The 22,078-nt window shown below is 73.5% G+C and carries 20 protein-coding genes; 12 read left to right on the top strand and 8 right to left on the bottom strand.

The window, feature by feature from the left end:
* Nucleotides 1-174: 174 nt before the first annotated feature.
* From ITJ48_RS12425 to ITJ48_RS12400, 6 genes are all read left to right on the top strand, one after another.
* A complete protein-coding gene (locus ITJ48_RS12425) occupies nt 175-1,497 on the top strand; it encodes an extracellular solute-binding protein (protein ID WP_228506887.1) in 1,323 nt (440 codons plus the stop codon).
* A 167-nt stretch (nt 1,498-1,664) separates the two neighbouring features.
* On the top strand, nt 1,665-2,627 hold the full coding sequence (locus ITJ48_RS12420) for a carbohydrate ABC transporter permease (protein WP_194613905.1): 963 nt from the start codon (nt 1,665-1,667) through the stop codon (nt 2,625-2,627).
* On the top strand, nt 2,624-3,610 hold the full coding sequence (locus ITJ48_RS12415; RefSeq protein WP_370544907.1) for a carbohydrate ABC transporter permease: 987 nt from the start codon (nt 2,624-2,626) through the stop codon (nt 3,608-3,610). Before ITJ48_RS12420 ends, ITJ48_RS12415 begins: the two co-directional genes overlap by 4 nt.
* 4 nt (nt 3,611-3,614) lie before the next feature.
* Nucleotides 3,615-5,321, top strand: coding sequence for a beta-N-acetylhexosaminidase (locus ITJ48_RS12410; RefSeq protein WP_194613904.1), 1,707 nt, complete (start codon nt 3,615-3,617; stop codon nt 5,319-5,321).
* Nucleotides 5,322-5,466: 145 nt separating this feature from the next.
* Nucleotides 5,467-7,131: an amidohydrolase family protein gene (locus tag ITJ48_RS12405; protein ID WP_194613903.1), complete on the top strand. Its 1,665-nt coding sequence runs from the start codon at nt 5,467-5,469 to the stop codon at nt 7,129-7,131.
* Between the two features lie 91 nt (nt 7,132-7,222).
* Nucleotides 7,223-7,849, top strand: a complete 627-nt coding sequence (locus ITJ48_RS12400) for an NAD(P)-dependent oxidoreductase (protein ID WP_194613902.1) — start codon at nt 7,223-7,225, stop codon at nt 7,847-7,849.
* 69 nt (nt 7,850-7,918) lie between these two features.
* Here ITJ48_RS12400 and ITJ48_RS12395 read toward each other — a convergent pair whose 3' ends face one another.
* Entirely contained in the window at nt 7,919-8,323 is a 405-nt protein-coding gene (locus ITJ48_RS12395) for a RidA family protein (protein ID WP_194613901.1), read from the bottom strand.
* Nucleotides 8,324-8,471: 148 nt separating this feature from the next.
* Here ITJ48_RS12395 and ITJ48_RS12390 point away from each other — a divergent pair, with 148 nt between their 5' ends.
* Entirely contained in the window at nt 8,472-9,827 is a 1,356-nt protein-coding gene (locus tag ITJ48_RS12390; protein ID WP_194613900.1) for an alanine racemase, read from the top strand.
* An 80-nt stretch (nt 9,828-9,907) separates the two neighbouring features.
* A complete protein-coding gene (locus ITJ48_RS12385; protein WP_194613899.1) occupies nt 9,908-11,425 on the top strand; it encodes a hypothetical protein in 1,518 nt (505 codons plus the stop codon).
* Nucleotides 11,426-11,499: 74 nt separating this feature from the next.
* Here ITJ48_RS12385 and ITJ48_RS12380 read toward each other — a convergent pair whose 3' ends face one another.
* Both ITJ48_RS12380 and ITJ48_RS12375 read right to left on the bottom strand, forming a co-directional pair.
* The gene (locus ITJ48_RS12380; RefSeq protein WP_194613898.1) at nt 11,500-12,480 is read right to left on the bottom strand and encodes an NAD-dependent epimerase/dehydratase family protein; all 981 of its coding nucleotides are present in this window, start codon (nt 12,478-12,480) and stop codon (nt 11,500-11,502) included.
* A 64-nt stretch (nt 12,481-12,544) separates the two neighbouring features.
* On the bottom strand, nt 12,545-13,450 hold the full coding sequence (locus ITJ48_RS12375; protein ID WP_194613897.1) for a copper homeostasis protein CutC: 906 nt from the start codon (nt 13,448-13,450) through the stop codon (nt 12,545-12,547).
* Between the two features lie 85 nt (nt 13,451-13,535).
* Here ITJ48_RS12375 and ITJ48_RS12370 point away from each other — a divergent pair, with 85 nt between their 5' ends.
* Nucleotides 13,536-15,263, top strand: coding sequence for an AMP-binding protein (locus tag ITJ48_RS12370; RefSeq protein WP_194613896.1), 1,728 nt, complete (start codon nt 13,536-13,538; stop codon nt 15,261-15,263).
* Between the two features lie 24 nt (nt 15,264-15,287).
* Here ITJ48_RS12370 and nagB read toward each other — a convergent pair whose 3' ends face one another.
* On the bottom strand, nt 15,288-16,076 hold the full coding sequence (gene nagB / locus ITJ48_RS12365; protein ID WP_194613895.1) for a glucosamine-6-phosphate deaminase: 789 nt from the start codon (nt 16,074-16,076) through the stop codon (nt 15,288-15,290).
* A 3-nt stretch (nt 16,077-16,079) separates the two neighbouring features.
* On the bottom strand, nt 16,080-17,336 hold the full coding sequence (locus tag ITJ48_RS12360; RefSeq protein ID WP_194613894.1) for a PTS transporter subunit EIIC: 1,257 nt from the start codon (nt 17,334-17,336) through the stop codon (nt 16,080-16,082).
* A gap of 241 nt (nt 17,337-17,577) precedes the next feature.
* Here ITJ48_RS12360 and ITJ48_RS12355 point away from each other — a divergent pair, with 241 nt between their 5' ends.
* The gene (locus ITJ48_RS12355; RefSeq protein WP_192169580.1) at nt 17,578-17,817 is read left to right on the top strand and encodes a glucose PTS transporter subunit EIIB; all 240 of its coding nucleotides are present in this window, start codon (nt 17,578-17,580) and stop codon (nt 17,815-17,817) included.
* Entirely contained in the window at nt 17,814-18,275 is a 462-nt protein-coding gene (locus ITJ48_RS12350) for a PTS glucose transporter subunit IIA (RefSeq protein ID WP_194613893.1), read from the top strand. The genes ITJ48_RS12355 and ITJ48_RS12350 overlap by 4 nt, the downstream gene beginning before the upstream one ends.
* A gap of 60 nt (nt 18,276-18,335) precedes the next feature.
* Here the strand turns inward: ITJ48_RS12350 and ITJ48_RS12345 are convergent, their stop codons facing one another.
* Nucleotides 18,336-19,088, bottom strand: coding sequence for a GntR family transcriptional regulator (locus tag ITJ48_RS12345; RefSeq protein WP_194613892.1), 753 nt, complete (start codon nt 19,086-19,088; stop codon nt 18,336-18,338).
* A gap of 220 nt (nt 19,089-19,308) precedes the next feature.
* Here ITJ48_RS12345 and ITJ48_RS16720 point away from each other — a divergent pair, with 220 nt between their 5' ends.
* Nucleotides 19,309-20,421, top strand: a complete 1,113-nt coding sequence (locus tag ITJ48_RS16720; RefSeq protein WP_194613891.1) for a M23 family metallopeptidase — start codon at nt 19,309-19,311, stop codon at nt 20,419-20,421.
* A gap of 34 nt (nt 20,422-20,455) precedes the next feature.
* Here the strand turns inward: ITJ48_RS16720 and nagA are convergent, their stop codons facing one another.
* Nucleotides 20,456-21,667 (bottom strand): N-acetylglucosamine-6-phosphate deacetylase, encoded by a 1,212-nt coding sequence (gene nagA / locus ITJ48_RS12335; RefSeq protein ID WP_194613890.1) that lies wholly within the window; start codon nt 21,665-21,667, stop codon nt 20,456-20,458.
* Nucleotides 21,664-22,050, bottom strand: a complete 387-nt coding sequence (locus tag ITJ48_RS12330) for a YrdB family protein (protein WP_123547788.1) — start codon at nt 22,048-22,050, stop codon at nt 21,664-21,666. Before ITJ48_RS12330 ends, nagA begins: the two co-directional genes overlap by 4 nt.
* Between the last annotated feature and the right edge of the window lie 28 nt (nt 22,051-22,078).

The raw sequence follows: 22,078 nt of genomic DNA, 5'->3' as shown, positions 1-22,078 counted from the left end.
GCCCCGCCGCACGGCGCCCGGCCGCTCGGGTGGCCCCTCCCCAGGCGGCCCCTCGGCCCGATCCGCCCCAGATCGCACCACCCGCACCAGCACCACTCGCACCTGCCCGACCACCATCACTCCCAGCAGCACCCTGCGGCACCGCCGCCCCGTCCACGAGGAGACACAATGCGAATGACACGTCACACAGCGGTCGCGGCCCTCGGCCTCACGGCCGCCCTTGCCCTGACCGCCTGCTCGAGCGCGGGCACGGCAGGAGGCGGCAGCAGCGACGGGCCGCAGACGGTGCCCACCACGAAGGGCGACGGTGAGACGCTGACCGTCTGGGTCATGACGGGCGACTACACCGACGAGACCATCAAGGCGATCAACGACGAGTTCACCGAGCAGACCGGCGCGGAGGTGGACGTCCAGACCCAGCAGTGGGACGGCATCACCACCAAGATCAGCACCGCGCTCGCGACGTCGACGCCGCCCGACGTGCTCGACCTCGGCAACACCCAGGTCGCGAGCTACGCCGAGAACGGCGCCCTGCTCGACCTCACCGACTACGCGGACGACATCGCCCAGGGCCAGGAGTGGCTCACCGGCCTCGAGGAGCCCGCCACGGTCGACGGCTCGCTCTACGGCGTCCCCGGCTTCGCGGGCGCCCGCGCCGTCATCTACAACAAGGACATGTGGGAGGCGGCCGGCATCACCGAGGAGCCCACCACCTACGAGCAGCTCACGGCCGACCTCGACAAGCTGGCGGCAGCGAACCCGGCGAGCGACTTCTCGCCCTTCTACATGCCCGGCGCCTACTGGTACGCCGGCATGCAGTTCGTCTGGGACGCCGGCGGGGAGATCGCGACGCAGGGCGACGACGGCACCTGGTCGGCCGGCCTGTCGTCCGACGAGGCGCAGCAGGGCCTCGAGGACTTCAAGGAGTTCCAGAACACGTACTCGACGGGCGCCTCGCAGACGCTCGACACCGACGTGCCGAACCAGGACCAGATCTTCGCCGACGGCAAGGCCGGCGCCATGCTCGGCACCAACGGCAAGATCGACCTGATCAAGGAGGCGAACCCCGCCCTGACGGACGACAGCTTCGGCACCTTCCCGTTCCCGGGCAAGTCCGGCGAGTCGCAGCCCGTCATGCTCGGCGGCTCGGACTGGGGCATCGCGGCCAAGAGCGCGAACTCCGACCTCGCGCTGCAGTGGGTCAAGATCGCGGCCAGCCCCGAGATCCAGAGCGACTGGGTCTACGGCAACGACGGCTGGATCCCCAACAGCACCGACGGCATCGAGGCGGCGCAGAGCACGCTCGGCGACATCGACGAGGGCTTCTTCTCGGCGGCGCTCAACTCGAAGGCCACCCCCGCCAGCGGCAACTGGGCCGCTCTCGAGGGCGACCTGAGCATCAACGACCTCTTCAGCGGGGTCGCGTCGGGCAGCAAGTCGCCCGAGGCCGCCGCCGAGTCGTTCGACAGCACGACGGACGACGCCCTCAACAAGTAGTCCCACCAGGGACCAGCCCCGCACCGCAGGCCGGGCGACGCACGAGCAGGACGTGCGCCGCCCGGCCGGCACCACCCCGCTCGACCTGCTCTGCCGCTCGACCAGCTCCGCCGCTCGACCCGATCACCGCTCGACCCGATCTCTGAGTCCCGACCCAGGAAGCAGCCATGGCCGTCACCACAGCGCCGCCCCTCCCGCCCCGCCAGCACGCCCCCGAGGGCTCGGCCCCGCGGCCCAGGAAGAAGCGCCAGCTCGCCCCGCTCTGGTTGCTGAGCCCGGCCGGCATCGTCCTGCTCGTCGTGATGGTCGCGCCGATCGTGTTCCTGGTCTTCACCTCGTTCACGAACTACGACCAGCGCAGCCTGTTCACCGGCGCCTACGAGTCCGTCGGCCTGCAGCAGTACGTCACGCTGTTCACCGACAGCGACTTCTGGTGGTCGCTGCTCCGCACGGTCCTCTTCACCGTGGCGATGGTCGCCGGCAGCGTCGTCATCGGCATGGGCGTCTCGCACCTGCTCACGCGGATCCACACGAGCATGCGGTACGTCGTCACGGTGGTGCTGATCTTCGCGTGGGCGATGCCGAACGTCGCCTCCTCGCTGGTCTGGAACTGGCTGTTCCAGCCGGGCTACGGCGTCGTCAACTGGATGCTCACGCAGCTGCGGGTCTTCGGCGACATGACCGACACGCAGTGGTCGAACGACCCCCTGTTGTCGTACACGTCGATCTGGATGCTGATCGTCTGGCAGGCGGTGCCCTTCATCGCGCTGACCCTCTACGCAGCCGAGACGCAGGTCTCGCCCGAGTACAAGGAGGCGGCCCGTCTCGACGGTGCCGGCGAGTGGCGCGTCTACCGCGACGTCACCCTGCAGTTCCTCAAGCCGACCCTGCTGCTCGTGACGATCCTCTCGATCATCTGGGACTACAACGTCTTCAACCAGATCTGGCTCGTCTCGCAGGGCGGCCCCGACGACGCGACGTCGACCCTCGGCGTCTTCATGTACAAGACCGCGTTCGTCGGCTTCGAGATCGGACAGGGCGCCGCCATCTCGGTCGTCACGACCCTGCTGCTGCTCGGCCTGACCGCCTTCTACATCCGCAACCTGATCCGCTCGGGAGAAGACCTGTGACCACGACAGTCCCCACCGGAGTCGGCGCCTCTGCGACCGACGGGCCCTCCGAGACCGCTGCGGCCGCCGACTCGGCCGTCCCCGCCTCCGCCGGCCCTGCCGCCGGCTCCTCCGACGGCACCGCTGAAGGTGCGTCGCCCGTCCGCCGGTCGCGTCGCCGCAAGAAGCCCCGCTGGTTCAGCAACTCGCTCGCGGTGATCTTCAGCGCGGTGTGGATCTTCCCCGTCTACTGGATGGTCAACACGGCGTTCAAGCCACGGTCGGAGTCGATGACGTCGACCCCGCTGTTCCTGCCGCAGCACCCGACCCTCGACAACTTCGTCGTCGCGATCACGCAGAGCGGGTTCCTCCTGAACCTGCGCAACAGCGCGGTGGTGGTGATCGCGACGGTCCTGCTCGCGATCATCCTCGGCTTCTTCGCCGCCGCGGCGCTCTCGCGGTTCCGCTTCCGCGGGCGACGCACGATCATGATCATCATCCTCGCGGTGCAGATGCTGCCGACGACGGCGCTGCTCATCCCGTTGTTCCTGATCTTCAACAGCATCGGGCTGCTCGGCACCTACGCGGGCCTCGTGCTGGCGTACATCGCGACGGTGCTGCCGTTCTCCATCTGGGTGATGCGCGGGTTCTTCGTGGCCATCCCGATGGAGATCGAGGAGGCGGCCCAGCTCGACGGGGCGAACACCTGGCAGGTGCTGACGCGCATCCTGTTCCCGCTCGTGGCGCCGGGCGTCATCGCGACGAGCATCTTCGCCTTCATCGCGGCCTGGAACGACTACATCATCGCCTACACGTTCATGAAGGACCAGTCGATGTACACGCTGCCGGTCTGGCTCGCGTCGTTCGTCTCGCAGAACACCGGCACCGACTCCGGCGGGCAGATGGCGGCCAGCGTGCTGTTCTCGCTGCCGGTCGTCGTCTTCTTCGTCATCATCCAACGCAACCTGGTGTCGGGCATGTCCGCCGGCGCCGTGAAGGGCTAGAACCGTGACCGACCCCCTGCTGCTGCCCCGTGTCGACCAGCTGACCACCGCCTCCGGCGCGTACCTGCTCGACTCCGCCACCCGCGTCTCGGCGCCCGACTCGCTCGCCGGCACGGTCGCCTGGCTGCAGTCCGTGCTGCGGCCCGCGACCGGGCTGCCCCTGCGCGAGGGGGACGGCGACGGCGCCGGCATCTCGCTCGACCTCGACCTCGCGCTCGACGACGAGGGGTACCGGGTCGAGGTGCGCCCGGCCGGCGTCCGGATCACGGGCGGCTCGGCGGCCGGCGTCTTCTACGGGGCCCAGGTGCTGCGGCAGCTGCTGCCGCCCGAGGTGTTCCGTCGCTCGCTCGTCGAGGGCGTCGAGTGGTCGGTGCCCGCCGTCGACATCGCCGACTCGCCCCGGTTCGGCTGGCGCGGCATGCACCTCGACGTGGCGCGGCACTTCATGCCGACGCACGACGTGATGCGCATGGTCGACCTCATGGCGATGCACCGCCTCAACACGCTGCACTGGCACCTCACCGAGGACCAGGGCTGGCGCGTCGAGATCGTCAAGTACCCCCGGCTGACGACGGTGGGCGCGTGGCGCGCGTCGTCGCAGGTGGGCGCCGGCCCCGAGGCGACGCAGGACGGCCGCCCGCACGGCGGCTTCTACACGCAGGCCGACATCCGCGAGGTCGTCGCCTACGCCGCCGCGCGGCACGTCACCGTCGTGCCCGAGATCGACGTGCCCGGCCACTCGATGGCCGCCATCACCGCCTACCCGCACCTCGGGGTCGGCGCGGTCGAGGTCGGCGGGCTGCCCGTGCCCGAGCCGCGACAGATCGCGGTCGGCACCGAGTGGGGCATCTTCGAGGACGTGCTCAACACCGAGCAGTCGACCGTCGACTTCTACAAGGACGTCCTCACCGAGGTGATGGACCTGTTCCCCGGCACCTGGATCGGCGTCGGCGGCGACGAGTGCCCGAAGGCCCAGTGGGAGGCGGACCCCCGCACCCAGGAGCTGATGCGCGAGCGCGGCCTCGCCGACGAGGAGCAGCTGCAGGCCTGGTTCATCGGCCAGCTCGACGAGCACGTGACGGCCGCGGGCCGCCGCACCTTCGGCTGGGACGAGATCCTGGAGGGACACAGCCTCGGGGGACAAAGCCGTGGCGGTCACGGCGAGGGCGGCACGCGACCGATGTCGCCCGGCGCGACCGTCGCCTCCTGGCGGGGCATGACCGGCGCGGTGACCGCCGCCCGGCTGGGCTACGACGTCGTCGCCTGCCCCGACGACCAGGTGTACCTCGACTACCGCCAGTCCGACTCGCCCGACGAGCCCATCCCGGTCTCGATCGTGCTCGGCCTCGAGGACGTCTACGCGTTCGAGCCCGTCCCCGCCGAGCTGACCGCCGAGGAGGCGCGACACGTGCTGGGCGGCCAGGCGAACGTCTGGACCGAGCACATGGACTCGCCCCGCACCGTGGACTTCCTCGTGTTCCCTCGCCTCTGCGCGGTGGCCGACGTCCTCTGGTCGGACGCGCCCCGGGACTTCGCGGGCTTCTCCGCACGGCTCGACCACCACCTCCTGCGCCTCGACGCGGCAGGGGTCGAGTACCACCGGGCGTCGGGCCCCCTGCCGTGGCAGACGCGTCCGGGCGTGCCCGGCCGGCCGGCCTCGCGGGAGGACCGCGCCGCGTACATCGCGGGGATCACCGCGAACATCGCCTGACCGCAGCCGCGTCGCGCTCTGCCCTGCCCCGCCTCTCCTCATTCAGGAACGTCGGTCCTGATCCGCGCAGGGGAGGGAGCAAGAGTCCTGAGTCGTGCACTGATCAGGAACGCGCGACCGCCCGTTCCTGAGTGAGGAGAGTCCCGTGTCGACGTTGGTGCTGGTCGGGGCGACGGTCCACGACGGTCGAGGAGGCGTGGCGCAGGTCGCCGACGTCGTCGTGCGCGACGGGGTGGTCGCGGCCGCGGGACCCGGGGCCGCCGCCTCCGTCGTCGAGGCGGGCCGCGCCTCCTCGACGCTCGCTTCCGGCTCGGGATCGGGCTCCGTCACAGACGTCGAGGTGGTCGACGCCCGCGGGCTCGAGGTGCTGCCCGGGTTCGTGGACGTGCACGCGCACGACGACGCTGCGCTCTTCCGCCCGGGTGGCATCGCGCCGAAGACGGCGCAGGGCGTGACGACGACGATCGTCGGCAACTGCGGCCAGGGCGTCGCGCCGTCCCCGCCGCTGCCGCCCCGGCAGACCGACCCGCCCGACCGGTCGCTCGAGCAGTACTCCCTGCCGGTGCTCGGCCCGTTCCCCGACCGGCGCTGGACGACCTTCGGAGACTACGTGGACACGCTCGCCCACGAGCCGCTCGGCATCCACGCCCGGGCGCTCGTGCCGCACGCCCCGGTGCGCGCCTCCGTGCTCGGCATGGTGCGGCGGCCTGCCGACGCAGGCGAGACCTCACGCATCGCGGGCGCGCTCGGCGACGCGCTCGACGCCGGTGCGCTCGGCGTCTCGCTGGGCCTGATGTACGCGCCCGGCGACGCCGCCGACCGGCCGGAGCTGCTCGCGATCGCCCGCGAGGTCGCGGCCAGGGACGGGCTGCTCGTGGCCCACGTCCGCAACGAGGCCGACGGGCTTCGCGCCTCCGTCGACGAGCTCGCCTCGCTCGGCCGGGAGTCGGGCGCTCGCGTGCACGTCAGCCACCTCAAGGTGACCGGGCCGCGGAACGTCGGCGGGATGGGCGCGATCGTCGACCACCTGGACGACCTGCGCGCCGAGGGTCTCGACATCAGCGCCGACGTCTATCCCTACGACGCCGGGAGCACGACGGTGGCGTCGCTGTTCCCTCCCTCGACGGCCGACCGCGGGGTCGAGAGCCTGCTCGAGGCGCTCGGCGACCCGACCGCCCGGGCCACGGTGCTCGCCGGCCTCGAGCAGCCCTGGCCGGGCACGGCGCTCGAGAACCAGTGGGCGGCGATCGGGCCTGCGCGCATCCTGCTCGCCGGCTTCGCGCGACCCGAGGACGCCGGGCTCGAGGGGCGCAGCGTCGCCGACACCGCCGCCGAGCTCGGCGGAGACCCGCGCGAGGTACTCGCCGACCTCGTCCTCGCCGAGCGGGGCGCGCTGACCGTGATCGTGTTCCACACCGACCTCGAGGGGATGCGCACCGCCCTCGCCTGGCCGCACACGCTCGTCGGCTCGGACGGGCTTCCGCGCGAGTCGGGCACCGTGCACCCGCGGCTGTACGGCACCTTCGCCCGGCTGCTCGACGTGTACAGCGGCACCGGGCCGTCGGCGGTGCTGACCCGCGAGGAGGCGGTGCACCGGATGAGCGTCGCCGCGCACCGCCGCTTCCGGACCGTCGCCTCCTCGACGCCCGTGGGGGTCGTGCCCGGGGCGTCAGCCGACCTGCAGCTCGTCGACCCGGTCGCGTACGCCGACCGGGCGACGTACGCGGAGCCGCGGCGCCCGCCGTCGGGGGTGCGCGGGGTCTGGGTCGCGGGGGAGCTCGTCGCGGGCGAGCTCGCAGGGCTCGCCTGAGGCTCACGGCCGCGACACTGCCCGGGGGTGTTCGCTCGACCCCAGCTCGCCGACACCCGACTCGACGCGCGCCGGACGACGAGGAGACGCCATGAAGCTGCTGTTGCTGGGAGCCACCGGGGGAGTCGGGTCGCACCTGCTGCGCCAGGCGCTCGCCGCCGGCCACGACGTCACGGTATTGGTGCGCGACGAGACGGCCCTCGACGACGCCGACGTGGGCGGCGTGCGCGTCGTCGTCGGCGACGCCACCTCCGCGGACGACGTGGCCGAGGCGGTCGTGGGGCAGGACGCCGTCCTGAACGCGGTCGGCTCCCGCCGCGTGCGGCACCCCGTGGAGGTCGAGGTGGGCGAGGCGCTGCTGCCCGCGATGCAGGCGTCGGGGGTCCGTCGTCTCGTCGTCTGCTCGGCGTTCGGCGTCGGCGACTCCGAGGCCGACGCCGGCGCCCTGCAGAAGATCTTCTTCCACACCGTGCTCGGCAAGGTCTACGAGGCGAAGGAGGCGGCCGACGCGCAGGTCCGCGCCAGCGGCCTCGACTGGACCCTCGTCTACCCCACCCGCCTCGTGGACGACCCCGCGACGGGAGATGTCGTGGCATCCGAGCACCTGGCCGACGGCGCGTCGACCCAGGTGACGCGTGCCGACGTGGCCCGGTTCATGCTGGCTCAGCTCGGCGACGATACCTGGCTCCGCCGCACGGCGGTGCTCACGGGCGCGTAGGCGGATCCGGCTGCGGAGACGCCTTTCGCTGCCGCTGTCGCTGCCGCTGCCGCCGCCGCTGCCGCCGGCTCAGCCGAGGACGGCGAGCGCGTCGATCTCGACGAGCATCGCCTCGTTCGGCAGCTCGACGAAGATCGTCGTGCGGGTGGGGAAGACGCCGCTGGTGACGTTCGCCTTCACCCAGGTCTCGTAGGCCGCGTTCATCTCGGCGAAGTCGCTGCGCTGCGTGAGGAACACGCGCAGGGACATGACGTCGTCGACGGTGCCGCCCGCCGCCTCCACGATCGCCTTCACGTTGTCGAGCGTGCGCAGGGTCTGGGCCGTCAGGTCTCCGCGGAACAGGTACTCGCCCGTGGCCGGGTCCTGCGGGCCCTGGCCGGAGACGGCGAGGAACCCGTTCTTCAGCACGCCCTGCGAGAAGATCGGCATGGGGGTAGGGGCTCCGGTGGTGATCACCTGGGTCTTGTCACTCACAGGGGGTCTCTCTTCTGTGTCGGTGGTGGTGTCGTGGGGCTGTGGCCTCCCCGTCGAGGAGGCGGTGGCTGTGGACGGCGCACGGTGGCGCCGTCACCCCTGCAAAGCTATCGGGAGACCGCCCCGCTCCACGACGAGAGGACACCCCGTGCAGACGTCCAAGGCCACCTTCGCGAGCGGACGCCGGCCGGTGCCGCTGCTCCGCCTCCCCACGCCCCTCCTCACCGTCGACCTCGACGCCCTCGAGCACAACGTCGACACGATGGCCGCGTGGTGCCGCGCGGCCGGCGTCGACCTGGCGCCGCACGGCAAGACCACCATGTCGCCCGACATCTGGCGGCGGCAGCTCGACGCGGGCGCGTGGGGCATCACCGTCGCGACGGCGTTCCAGGCGTCGGTGGCCCGCGAGTCCGACGTGCCGAACGTCGTGCTGGCCGGGACGACCTTCTCCGAGGAGGCGCTCGTCGCCCTCGCCGCCGACCCCGGGTCGACGCGCGTGCTGATGTGGGTCGACTCGGTCGCCGCCGTCCGGCTCGCCGACGAGGCGCTCGCGCGGGCCGCCGCCCGGGCCTCGGGCCGCGCCGACGCCGACGCCGACGCCGACGCCGACACTGCCGCCGAGGTGCCGCCCCTCGCCGTGCTCGTCGAGATCGGCTCGCCCGTCGGCCGGACCGGGGCCCGCACGGTCGCCGAGGCGCTCGCCGTGGTCGACGCCGTCGTCGCGGCGCCGCGCCTCGTCCTCGCCGGCGTCACCGGCTACGAGGGCGCCCTCACCCACGACGTCGACCCCGCGGGCATCGAGATGATCGACGACTACCTGCGCACGGTGCTCGAGCTGCTCGACGCGATCGACCCCCAGGCGTTCGAGCCCTGGTTGGCGGGCGGCGGCGACGTCGTCGTGAGCGCGGGCGGCAGCGTCTACTTCGAGCGCGTCGTCGCCGTGCTCGCCGGGCGGCACGACCCGGACGGCGAACGCGGGCCCCGGACGCGCGTGGTGCTCCGCTCGGGCTCGTACGTCGCGCACGACCACGACCTCTACCGCCGGCTCACGCCGTTCGCCCGCGACACGACCCCACCGATCGACGGCGTCACGGGCGACGAGTCCTTCCTGCCCGCGCTCGAGCTCTGGGCCACCGTCATCTCCAGGCCCGAGCCCGGCCTCGCCCTGCTCAACGTCGGGAGACGCGACACGGCCGACGACGAGGGACTGCCCCTGCCCCTCGACGCCTGGCGGCCGACCGCAGGAGGCGGCACGGACGACACATCGGCGACGCGCCTCGACGGAGTGCTCGAGGGTGCCGTGGTGACCGCCCTGAACGACCAGCACGCGTTCCTCCGGCTGGGCGCCTCCTCGGGGCTGGCCGTGGGCGACCTGGTGCGCCTCGGCGTCTCGCACCCCTGCACGACGCTGTCCCAGTGGCGCGACCTCTCGCTCGTGCGAGGCGGCACGGCAGGCCGCGAACAGCCGCCCGTCGTCGAGGGCACCTGGCTCACGCGCTTCTGAGCGTCCCCGGTCGTGCGGTGCCGGGCCCCTCGGGCGTGCAGGCGGGCAGGCGTCGCCAGCCCGGCGGCTAGGGTCAGAGCATGACGACGGGGGCGGTCTCGAGACGTGCCGGAGCGATGACCGCCGGGGCCGCCACGATCGCGCTGCTGCTCGGCGGGTGCGTGTACTTCCCCGACTCCGCCGGGCCGCTCCGTGACCTGGACGAGTGGTCGCGGGCGCAGGACGACGTCGTCGACGTCGTGGACACCTCGTCCGAGCTCACGAACCCGGCGAACCCGTTCTCGGGCGAGTCCGTCGGCGTCGCGACGATCGTCCTGACCGACGACGCCGGGGCGGACGACGTGGTCCGCGTCGCGCGCGCAGCACGCGACTTCACCGACTCCCGGCCGGACGACCGCTTCGCGCTGACCGTGGACGGGCCGACCGGCGGGGTGGCGCTGCCCGAGGACGACGACGCCCTCGACGCCTCCCTCGCGCTCGTCGAGCAGGCCGCCGTCGACCCCGACGTGGTGGGCGTCGACCTCGACCTCGACCACGAGTCGCTGTCGACCCTCGTCGTGCGCCGTGTCGACGACGCCCCGGCTTCACGGGTCTACGCGACCTGGGCCGAGAGCCTGGCGTCGCGGCAGCTGTCCGCGGACGTCGAGGTGGTGCTCACGCCCGGCGGGACGTCGGTCGGGCGGGACGCCCTCGTCGCCGCCCGGTCGGCCTCGGACGACCCGGCTCCGACCGGCGTGCGCAGCTTCAGGGCGCCGTCGGGGGCGCGCGAGACGATCGGCGACGAGCTGGCGCTGCTCGACGGCCTCGACCCGGCGTCCGGGGCGCCGGCCGTGCCCGGGCTGACCGGCTGGCGCATCGACACGACCGACGGCGGCACGACCCGGCTCGGCACCTCCGCCCTGGCCGAGGCGGACGCCGTCGACGACGCCGTCCGGGCCCTGCCCGGCGCGGGGTCGATGACGACGATCTCGGTCGCCTGGGACGACGTCGTGATCGAGGCAGACACCGCGCCCGACGCTCCCGCCCGGCAGCTCTGGGCAGCCCTCGCGGCACGCGTCGACCTGGACGACGTCACCATCGGGGCAGGCGCCCTCACGGCCACGACGGCCGACCTCGGGGTCGGGGCCGCCCTGGCGCGCTCGCTGGCAGAGGTGCCGGCCGCGGCCGACGTCGTGCTGACACTCGTCGTCGCGCCCGGCGACGGGGGCGGTCAGGGCCAGGTACGGGTGCAGGGGGCGCCCGTGTCGTCCACGGTCGGCGTCCTGGCCGGGCTGGCCGCCCTCACGGACGACCCCGCGGAGGTGACGGCCTACGTCCGCGACGACGGCGCGGTCGACGTGGACGTCGACGACCGGTGGACGACCCAGGGTGTCGACGCGATCACCACGGCCCTCGCCGGGACGACGGACGGCACCGCCGTGAGCGTCGGCTTCTCGCCGGCGCGGGAGGACCCCGAGGGCGAGGCGTGGGCCGCCTCCTTCACGGCCGCTCAGTCCCTGTCGGTGTCGGACCTCAGCGTGCGGGCACAGGACGTCGACCCGGCCGCTACGCGAGCGCACACGACCGGGTTCGTCGACGCCTGGAACCGGCTGCGCTGAGCGCTGAGCGCTGAGCGCTGAGCGCTGCTGGCGACGGCGGCCCGGCCTCCGTGCCCCCGGCGCCGGGCAGCCGGTCAGCTCGCGGCGAGCCGGTCGTAGAGGGCGTCGACCTCGGGGTCCACGACGCGCCTCGACGCGTCGGCGTCGTGCCACGCGACGATCTGGCGGGCGCCCTCGGCGAAGGGAACGCGCGGCTCCCAGCCCACGGCGACCTCGCGCACCTTCGACGAGTCGAACAGGGCGGGGTGGCTGCGGTCGCCGCGCAGGTCGGCGTCCCACTCGGGCGCCGCCGCGACGAGGTCGTGCGTCGTGCGGTGGACGACGTGCAGCGACCCGCCGGCCGCGTCCGAGAGGCAGCGCGCGATCTGGTTCCAGGTGAGCAGCTCGGACGACATGATGTTGAAGGCCTCGCCCGACGCCTCGGGGGCGCCGAGCAGCGGGACGAACGCCCGCGCGAAGTCGTCCGCGTGGGTCATCGCCCACATCGAGGTGCCGTCGCCGTGGAGCACGACGGGGGCTCCGCGACGCATCCGCTCGACGACGGTCCAGCCGCCGAGCAGCGGCACGTGGGTGCGGTCGTAGGTGTGCGACGGGCGCACGACGGTCGCGCGGACCCGGCCGGCGAGGTGCTCGTCGCGCAGCAGCCGCTCGCAGGCGATCTTGTCGCGGGCGTAGGGCGACCACGGGTTGAAGAGCGGGGTCGACTCCGAGATCGGCAGGGCGGCGGGCGGTTTCTGGTACGTGGAGGCGGAGCCGATGAACACGTACTGGTCGGCGTGCGGCACCACGGCGCGCAGCATCGAGCGCAGCTCGTCGGGCGTGAAGGTCAGGAAGTCGGCCACGGAGTCGAAGCGACGGCCCTCCAGCGCCGCGACCAGCGCCTGCTCGTCGCGGACGTCGGCGACGATCGACTCGACCTCGTCGGGGAGGGGGCGGCTGGCCGTGCTGCCGCGGTTGAGCACCGAGACGGACCAGCCGACGCGCACCGCCTCGCGCACGCACGCGGCGCTGATCTGGCCGGTGCCGCCGACCACGAGGAGGGACTTCTGCGTCATGGCTCCACTGTGCACGCTCACGGTCGGGGCGGGCCAGGCTCGCCGGCCAGGTCGCCCGGGTGCGTCAGGGGGTGCGCGGCGAGGGCGTCCGCGTGAGCTCCGCAGCGTCGAGCGCCGCCCGCACGGCCCGGACGAGGGAGGCGTCGGTCACGGCGTACGCGTCGGTCGCGCCCGCGGACCCCAACGACACGGGCGACGGGCCGTTCCCCTCCCCTCGCGCCGAGGTCGCGGCGGTCGACGCCGACAGGTGCACCGCGGCGACGCCTGCGGCCACCAGCGCCGCGACGTCGTCGAGCCGGACGCCGCCGCCCGCCATGACCTCGACGCCGCCGGCCGCAGCGACAATGTCGGGCAGCGCACCCGAGGCGAGCCCGTCGCGTGCCCGGGAGGCTCCTCCCGAGGTGAGCACCCGGTCGACTCCGAGCGCGGACAGGGCGGCGACCGCGTCGACCGGCGAGGCCGCCCGGTCGACGGCGCGGTGCACGGTCACGTCGAGGCGGCTGCCGCCGAGCTCGGCAGGACGGACGCCCGCCGCGTCGCGCGCAGCCGACACGAGCCGCGCGACGGCGTCGACGTCGAGGGAACCGTCGGCCCGCAGCGCGCCCACGACGACCCCGGCGACGCCGGCCGCGACGAGGGTGCGGACCTCGTGCTCCATCACGGCGAGGTCCGCGTCGTCGTAGACGAAGTCGCCGCCGCGCGCCCGCACGAGGGCGTGCACCGGCACGCCCGTCGCGACCACCGCCTCCGTGAGTCCCTGGGACGGCGTGACGCCCCCGATCTCGAGCGCGGTGCAGAGCTCGACCCGGTCGGCTCCCTCGGCCAGCGCGGTGCGGGCACCGGCGAGCGACGTCACCGCGATCTCGAGCGCGACGCGCCTCGGGCCGGAGCCGGCGGCGCCGGCAGCAGCGACGCCGTCAGCAGCAGCGATGTCGGCGTCGGACGAGGAGGTGCGGGTGCGGTCGCTCATCCCCCGATCCTCCCAGAGGCGCCCGCCCCGCACTCCCCGGCGCCGCATGCCGCGCTCGGCATGGGCGGGCGAGCATCATGGGCACATGGTCCCCGTCGAAGCCTCCGCCGCCGAGAAGCCCTCCACCGCTGCGTTCCGCGCCGCCCGAGACTCCCTGGCGGCGCACGCCGGAGACCACGAGGCGGCCCGCGCGGCGTTCTGCTGGCCGGACGTCGGCGACTCCTTCAACTGGGCCCGCGACTGGTTCGACGTGATCGCGCGGGGCAACGACCGCGTCGCGCTCTGGATCGTCGACCAGGACGGCGTCGACCACCGGGTCACCTTCGACGAGATGCGCCGCCGCTCGGACCAGGTCGCCGCGTGGCTCGTCGAGCGCGGGGTCGCGAAGGGCGACCACGTCATGCTCATGCTCGGCAACCGCGTCGAGCTGTGGGAGGCGATGCTCGCGATCATGAAGATCGGTGCGGTCATCCTGCCCACCTCCGTCGTCCTCGCCCCGCACGACCTCGCCGACCGGGTCGAGCGGGGGCTCGTCCGGCACGTCGTGGCCGCGGTCGCCGACGCCCCCAAGTTCGACCACATCGCCGAGGGCGTCGGGCGGATCGTGGTCGGCGGGGAGCACCCGGGGTGGGCGTCGTTCGCCGACTCGCGCGGCGCCTCCGGGACGGCGCCCGACGTCGACACGGCGACGAGCGACCCGTGCCTCGTCTACTTCACGTCGGGCACGACCAGCAAGCCGAAGATGGTCGTCCACACGCACGCCTCGTACCCGGTCGGGCACCTCACGACCACGTACTGGATCGGCGTGCGTCCGGGCGACGTGCACCTCACGATCTCGTCGCCGGGCTGGGGCAAGCACGCGTGGAGCCTCTTCTTCGCCCCGTGGACCGCCGAGGCGACCGTGTTCGTCCACGAGCAGGCGCGCTTCTCGGCCGCCGCCCTGCGCGAGCAGCTCGACCGGGCCGAGGTGACCTCGTTCTGCGCGCCGCCGACCGTCTGGCGGATGCTGATCCAGTCGTCGCTCGGCGAGCGTCCCGTGGCGCTGCGCGAGGCCCTGTCGGCGGGGGAGCCGCTCAACCCCGAGGTCATCTCGCGGGTGCAGCAGGCCTGGGGCCTCGACATCCGCGACGGCTACGGCCAGACCGAGACCACCGCGATCGTCGCGAACCCGCCCGGGTCGGTCGTCCGGGCCGGCTCGATGGGCCACCCGCTGCCGGGTGTCGAGGTCGTGCTCGTCGACCCGGCGACGGGCGTCGTGGGCGACGCCGGCGAGGTCTGCCTCGACCTGCGGGTGCGCCCGGTCAACCTGATGGCGGGCTACCTCGGCGACGAGGCGCGCACGGCCGCGGCGCAGCGCGACGGCCTGTTCCACACCGGCGACGTCGCCACCCGCGACGCCGACGGCATGATCACGTTCGTCGGGCGCACCGACGACGTCTTCAAGTCGTCCGACTACAAGGTGTCGCCGTTCGAGGTCGAGAGCGTGCTGATCGAGCACCCCGCCGTCGCGGAGTCGGCCGTCGTACCGGCTCCCGACGACGTGCGCCTCGCGATCGTCAAGGCGTACGTCACGCTCGCCGCCGGCTGGGAGCCGACGGCCGACACCGCCCGTGCCGTGCTCGCGCACGCCCGCACCGGCCTGCCGGCGTACGAGCGCGTGCGACGCCTCGAGTTCGTCGACGAGCTGCCGAAGACCATCTCGGGCAAGATCCGTCGGGTCGAGCTGCGGGAGCGCGAGGAGGCGGCGGCCCGGTCGGGCGAGCGCCTCGCCGCGGAGTGGCGCGACGCCGACTTCCCCGACCTGCGGGGCTGACGCCCCGCCTCCCGCGACCCGGGGTCAGTGCTCGAAGCGCTGCCAGGCCGGCTTGTTCGCGTACGTGTAGCGGTAGTAGTCGGCGAGGGTGAGCAGCGCCGCCGCCTCCTCGTCGACGACGATCGTCGCGTGCTGGTGCAGCTGCAGCGCGCTGCCCGGGCACATCGCCGAGAGCGGGCCCTCGACCATGCCCGCGACGGCCGAGGCCTTCGACGAGCCGACCGCGACCAGCACGACCTCGTGGGCGTCGAGGATCGTGCCGAGGCCCTGCGTCATGCAGTGGGTGGGCACCTGCGCGGGGTCGTCGAAGAAGCGCGCGTTGTCGGCACGGGTCTGCGGCGCGAGCGTCTTGATCCGGGTGCGCGACGCGAACGACGACGTCGGCTCGTTGAAGCCGATGTGCCCGTTCGCCCCGATGCCGAGGATCTGGATGTCGATCCCGCCCGCGGCCGCGATCGCCTCGTCGTACTCGACGGCCGCGGCCTCGATGTCGTCGGCGCGGCCGTCGGGGACCCGCACGCGGGCCGGGTCCATGCCGAGCGGCTCGACGACGTCGCGATGGATGACCGACGCGTAGCTCTCGGGGTGCTCGAGCGGGATGCCGACGTACTCGTCGAGGGCGAAGCCGGAGGCGCGCGAGAAGTCGAGCTCGCCCGCCTGCACCCGGGCCGCCAGCGACGCGTAGATGCCGGTGGGGGACGAGCCGGTCGCGAGGCCGAGCACGGCCTCGGGCTTCCGCTCGACGACCGACGCGATCTTCAGGGCGGCGACGCGGCCTGCCTCGGCGGCGTCGCGGACGATGACGATCTCCACGCGTCAGGCCTTCGTCGCCGCGTCGGCGGACTCGGCCGAGACGTCGTCGTCCTCGCGACCCGGCGTCTTGAGGTTCCACTTCTTGATCACGAAGCTGAAGACGACGTAGTAGATCACCGCGTAGCCGAGGCCGATCGGGATCAGCCAGATCGAGTTCTGCGAGATGTTGAAGTTCAGGACGTAGTCGATGAGGCCGGCCGAGAACGAGAACCCGGTGTGGATGTCGAGCGCGTTCACCAGCGCCATCGACGTGCCCGTCAGGACGGCGTGGATCAGGTACAGCGGCCAGGCGACGAACATGAACGAGAACTCGAGCGGCTCGGTGATGCCGGTGAGGAACGCCGTCAGCGCCGTCGACAGCATGATGCCGCCGATGAGCTTCTTCTTCTCGGGGCGGGCGTGGCGCCAGATCGCGAGGGCGGCCGCCGGGAGGGCGAACATGAAGATGGGGAAGAAGCCGGTCATGAACACGCCGGCACTCGGGTCGCCCTGGAAGAAGCGGGTCAGGTCGCCGCGGTACAGGGTGCCGTCGGCTCCGGTGTAGTCGCCGACGAGGAACCACACGACGTTGTTGAGGATGTGGTGCAGGCCGGTGGGGATCAGGAGGCGGTTGACCACGCCGAAGACGCCGCCGCCGACGACGTCGTTCGCCGCGACCGCCGTGCCGATCCAGGTGAGGGCCGAGTTGAACAGCGGGTAGATGAACGACATCACGACGCCGACGACGAGGCCGGTGACGGCCGTGAGGATCGGCACGAGGCGTCGACCCGAGAAGAACCCGAGGAAGTCGGGCAGCTTCGTCCGGTAGAAGCGCTGCCACAGCATCGCCGACAGGAGGCCCATCACGATGCCGCCGAGCACGCCGTAGTTGATCACGGCGGGGTCGCCGGAGGCGGTGGTCTCGCCGGCGAGCACCAGCGGCGACATCGCGGTGAAGACCCCGTCGATGACCATGTAGCCGACGACCGCGGCGAGGGCCGTGGAGCCGTCCGACTTCTTGGCCCAGCCGATGGCGATGCCGACCGCGAAGATCAGCGGAAGCCAGGTGAAGACCGCGTTGCCCGCGGCGCTGATGACCGAGCCGCCGGTCTCGAAGCCGGGGATCGCGCCCAGCAGGTCGGGCTGGCCGAGGCGCAGCAGCAGGCCGGCCGCGGGCAGCACGGCGATCGGCAGCATGAGGCTGCGGCCGAGGCGCTGCAGCACCGCGAAGGCGGCCGTGCCCTTCTTCGGCTTGGTGGCCGTCGTGTCGGTCGTGGTCATCAGGGGTCCTCTCGTCGGGGCGCAGAGTCGTGCGGCAGGGGCCGTGACCCGACGGATCGTCGGGGCGGGCGAGGGCCCTGGTGCAGGAGGTGCGGGTCGGCCGGTCCTGTCCGGTCATGACCAGTGAGTGGTAGTTTCCTCAGACCCGCCGGTGGTGTCAACTAGCAGGCGCGCTCGGTCCTCGGACGCACCGCCCCGACGCACTGCCGGGCTCGAGCCCCACGACGAAGGAGAACAGCTCATGTCGAAAGCACAGGCCATGATCGACGGACTCGGCGGCGCCGACAACATCGAGGAGATCGAGGGCTGCATCACGCGCCTCCGCACCGACGTGAAGGACGTCTCGCTCGTCGACGACGCCGCGCTCAAGGCCGCGGGGGCCACCGCGGTCGTCCACGCCGGCGGCAGCGTCCAGGTGATCGTCGGCACGATCGCCGACTCGCTCGCGGAGGACATCAACGACCTCCTGGAAGAGCTGTGAGCGTCGCGCTCGTCCCCGTCACGGGCCGGGTCGTCTCGCTCGCGGACGTGCCCGACGCGGTGTTCGCCGGCCAGCTCGTGGGAGCGGGCGTCGCCATCGAGCCGAGCGCGCCTCCTGCGGGCGGCCGCCTCGTCGACGTCGTCTCGCCGGTCGACGGCGAGATCGTCAAGCTGCACCCGCACGCGTTCGCGGTCGTGCACGAGTCGGGCACCGGCCTGCTCGTGCACGTCGGCATCGACACGGTGAAGCTCGGCGGCGAGGGCTTCGAGCTCGCCGTCGCCGAGGGCGCGACCGTCGCGGCGGGCGACGTCGTCGTCCGGTTCGACCCGGCGGTCGTCGCGGCCGCGGGGTACTCGGCGGTCTGCCCGGTCATCGTGCTCGACAGCGCACCCGACAGCGTGCCCCAGGGGTCGGTCGGCACCGACCTCGAGGCGCGATCGCCGCTCTTCGAGTTCTGAGCCGGCGCTGCCCGGAGGCCTGAGGGCCCAGGCGTCCTGACCAGGTCGTGCCTCGAGGGCTCAGGCGTCCTGCGGCCCGTCCGCCGACGTCACCTGCATCGTGAGGCGGTACCGGTCGGACCGGTACCAGCTCTCGGACCGCTCGATCGGCTCGTCGCCCGAGAACGACACCCGCTCGAAGTGCAGGACGGGGGCGCCGTCGGGCGTGCCCAGCAGGGTCGCGATGTCGACGGGCGCCTCGCGGGCGGCGACCGTCTGGGTCGCCCGGGTCACCGGCTGGCCGTACTCGTCCGCCAGCAGGCGGTAGAGCGAGAGGCTCAGGTCGCGGTCGAGCAGCCCCGGCAGCCGGGCGGACGGGTACCAGGCGTCGTCGATGCTGACCGGCTCGCCGTCGGCGAGGCGCAGGCGCTTGACGTGCAGGGCCGGCTCGTCGGGGCCGAGGCCCAGGGCCGCCGCGGTCTCGGGTGCGGGGAGGCACTCGTCGCGCACGAGCACGACGGTGCTCGGGCGGTGGCCGAGCGACGTCATCTCGCTCGTGAACGAGTTGAGGCGCAGGGTCGACTGCACGGCGCGGTGCGCCACGAAGGTGCCCTTGCCGCGGACCCTCGTCAGCCACCCCTCGGCGACGAGCTGCCCGACGGCCTGACGCACCGTGATGCGGCTGACCCCGTGGTCGACCATGAGCTGGCGCTCGCTCGGCACCGCGGCGCCGGCGGGCAGCTCGTCGGCCGCCAGGCGCTGCAGGATCGTGCGGAGCTGCTCGTGCTTCGGCACGGCCCCGTCGGTGATCCGCTGCCCCGTCGCCCGTGCCATGGCGTGCCCCCTCGGCTGTCGTCGTCGGGCCGGAGGCGGTGGTCCCGTCCGGTCATGACCTATCTGTGCGTCCCTCAGACTACGCACCCCCGCTCCGTCGGCGCTGGCCCGCGGCCGGGTCGCGGTCCTGGTGCGACGGGCGCCCCTGGCCTACACTCGACGGGACCCGTGGAGCGAGGAGGACCGTGATCGACAGCCCCGGCCCCTTCGTGGCGGCCCTGTGAGCGCCCCCGACGGCGCCCCGGTCGAGCCTGCTCCTCCGCTGACCCGACGCGAGGCCCTGGCCCGGGAACGCGCGGCGCTCGCCGGCGCATCGGCCGTCGTCGCTCCGTCCGACGCCGCCTCGTCGGCTCCGGCCCCCGCTGCTCCCGCAGCCCCTGTGGCCGTCCCGTCTCCTGGAGCCGCGTCCGTCAGCGCTCCGACCGCGGCGCCGGCCTCGGCCTCCCGCCGTGCCGTCGTGGCCGTGCGCCCCCGCCGCGTGCCCGTCCCGACCTCGCCGACCCGCGCCTCCTCGTCGTCCCGGGTGCCGTCGGCCCCGCCCGTCGCCCGCGCGACGATGTCGAAGGCCGCTCGCCGCCTGCGCGCCGCCGCGGTGCCCGCCGTCGCCTTCCTCGCGAGCGGGCTGTTCTTCTCGTCCAACGTCACGCCGGCGACGGCGAGCGACCTCGGCGTGTCGGTCGTGCAGACCTCGGCAGCGACGCCCGTCCCCGGCCAGACGCTCGCCGCCTCGCTCGTGGTGCTCACCGTCTCGGAGCGCGACGCCTTCGTCGTCAAGGACGCCCCGCCTCCGCCGCCCCCGCCTCCGGTCGTCGCGCCGACGCCCGAGAAGGGCACCTCGAACGCCGAGTCGACCCGCAAGGGCGGCGTCGCGGCGGGCGGCGGCACCATCGTCAACTCGGGCACGGGCGACATCCGGTGGCCGTTCCCCGGCACGGTCGTGCTCAGCTCGGGCTTCGGCCCCCGCGCCGCGCCCTGCGCCGCCTGCTCGAGCATGCACATGGGCCTCGACATGACCCCGGGAGGCGGCACGCCCATCGGCGCCGTCGCCGCCGGCACGGTCCGCACGTCGGGCCTGCACGCGCAGTTCGGCCAGTACGCGGTCATCGACCACGTGATCGACGGCCAGAAGGTCAGCACCCTGTACGCGCACATGATCGTCGGGTCGAGCCCGCTGGTCGTGGGCCAGAAGGTCGCCGTGGGCGAGCTCGTCGGGCTCGTCGGCCGCAGCGGCGTGGCCACGGGCGAGCACCTGCACTTCGAGGTGCTGATCGGCGGCTCGACCCAGGTCGACCCGCGCGCCTGGCTCGACGCCAACGCCGGACGCACGCTCTAGCCGCGGCCGCCGCCACTCCGACTGCGGGCGGGGCTCAGCGACCGTCCGTCAGCTCGCGGCCTGCGGCCCACACGCGGGACACGTGCCAGTCGTCCGTCCACGCGACGGCGTCGGCGACGTAGCCGGGAGCGAGCAGGCCGATCCGGTCGTCCTCGCCGAGCGCCTTCGCGGGGACCGTCGTCAACGCCTCGACGGCGCACATGGGCGACTGCTCCGCGCCGGTCAGGGCGAGGCGCAGGGCGGCGTCCTGCGTCAGGGTCGACCCGGCGATCGTGTCCGTGCCGGCGAGCACCGCGACGCCGTCGCTCACCGTCACGGCGAGCTCGCCGAGCAGGTAGTCGCCGTCGGCCGAGCCCGCGGCGGACATCGCGTCGGTGATCAGGGCGACGCGGCCGGGGGCGGAGGCGAACACCATGCGGACGACCTCCGGGTGCACGTGGACGCCGTCGAGGATCAGCTCGATCGTGACGCGGTCGTCGCTGACGGCCGCGACGACGGGGCCGGGCTCGCGGTGGCCGATGCCCGCGATGGCGTTGAACGCGTGCGTCATCATGGTCGCGCCGCGGTCGAAGGCCGCGACCGCGAGGTCGTGGTCGGCGTCGGTGTGGCCGACGGCGACGACGGCCCCGGCGGCGACGATGCGCTCGACGGCGTCGAGCCCGCCCGGCAGCTCGGGGGCGAGCGTGACCTGCCGCACCACGCCGGGGACGGCCCCGAGCAGGGCGTCGACGTTCTCGGGGGAGGGCACGGCGAGGTGCTGCTCGGCGTGCGCGCCCTTGCGGTGCGGCGCGAGGAACGGCCCCTCGAGGTGCGCGCCGAGGACGAGCGGGTCGCGGCGTCGCAGCTGGGCGATCGTCTCGAGCGAGCCCCGGAGGCGGTCGATCGGGTTCGCGACGAGGCTCACCAGCGAGCGGGTCGTCCCGTGCGCGCGGTGCAGGGCGAGGCCGCGCTCGATCTCGTCGGCGCCTCCGTCGTGGCTGGCGCCGCCTCCTCCGTGGGTGTGCAGGTCGACGAGGCCCGGGGTGAGGCGGGCGCCGTCGAGGTCGACCACGACGTCGGCGACCGGCAGCGCGCCTCCCAGGCCGTCCCGGCCGTCGCGGTGCCGACCCGGGGCCTCGAGCGGGAAGGCCTGCTCGGCCGTGCTGCCGGTCGCGACGATGGTGTCGCCGTCGACGAGCATCCAGAAGCCCTCGGTCTCGCCCGTGGCGTCGACCGCGTGGGCGTTCGTGAAGAGGGTGGTGCTCATGCGCGGTCCTCCCGGCGGGCGGCGACGACGCCGGTGACGGCGGCGACGAGGGCGAAGGCGACCGCGACGACCGGGTGCCCGAGCTGGGCCCAGGCGATCGCGGCCGCGCCCATCACCGCGATCTCGACGAGGCTGCGGCCGACCCGGTCGGTGGGCACCACGGCCCGCGGCGAGCGGAACAGGGCCCAGACGACGACGGCGAAGCCGGGTGCGCCGAGCATGAACGCGAGGGCCGGCCACGGCCAGGCCCAGGCCAGGTAGCCCCACAGGGCGAGGGAGAACAGGGCGAAGAGCTCGACGGCGAAGCGGAGCAGGTCGAAGGGGGCGGGGCGGCGAGCCGCGGGCGGACGGTGGTCGGCTGTCGCGGCGTCGGTCGGGGTCACGGTGCCAGCGTACGACCGTGCGCCCGGT

It is taken from the genome of Frigoribacterium sp. VKM Ac-2530, assembly GCF_015350835.1.
Lineage (GTDB): Bacteria > Actinomycetota > Actinomycetes > Actinomycetales > Microbacteriaceae > Frigoribacterium.
Note: the sequence above shows the minus strand (reverse complement) of the source record. Positions and strands in the feature narration are given on the sequence as shown.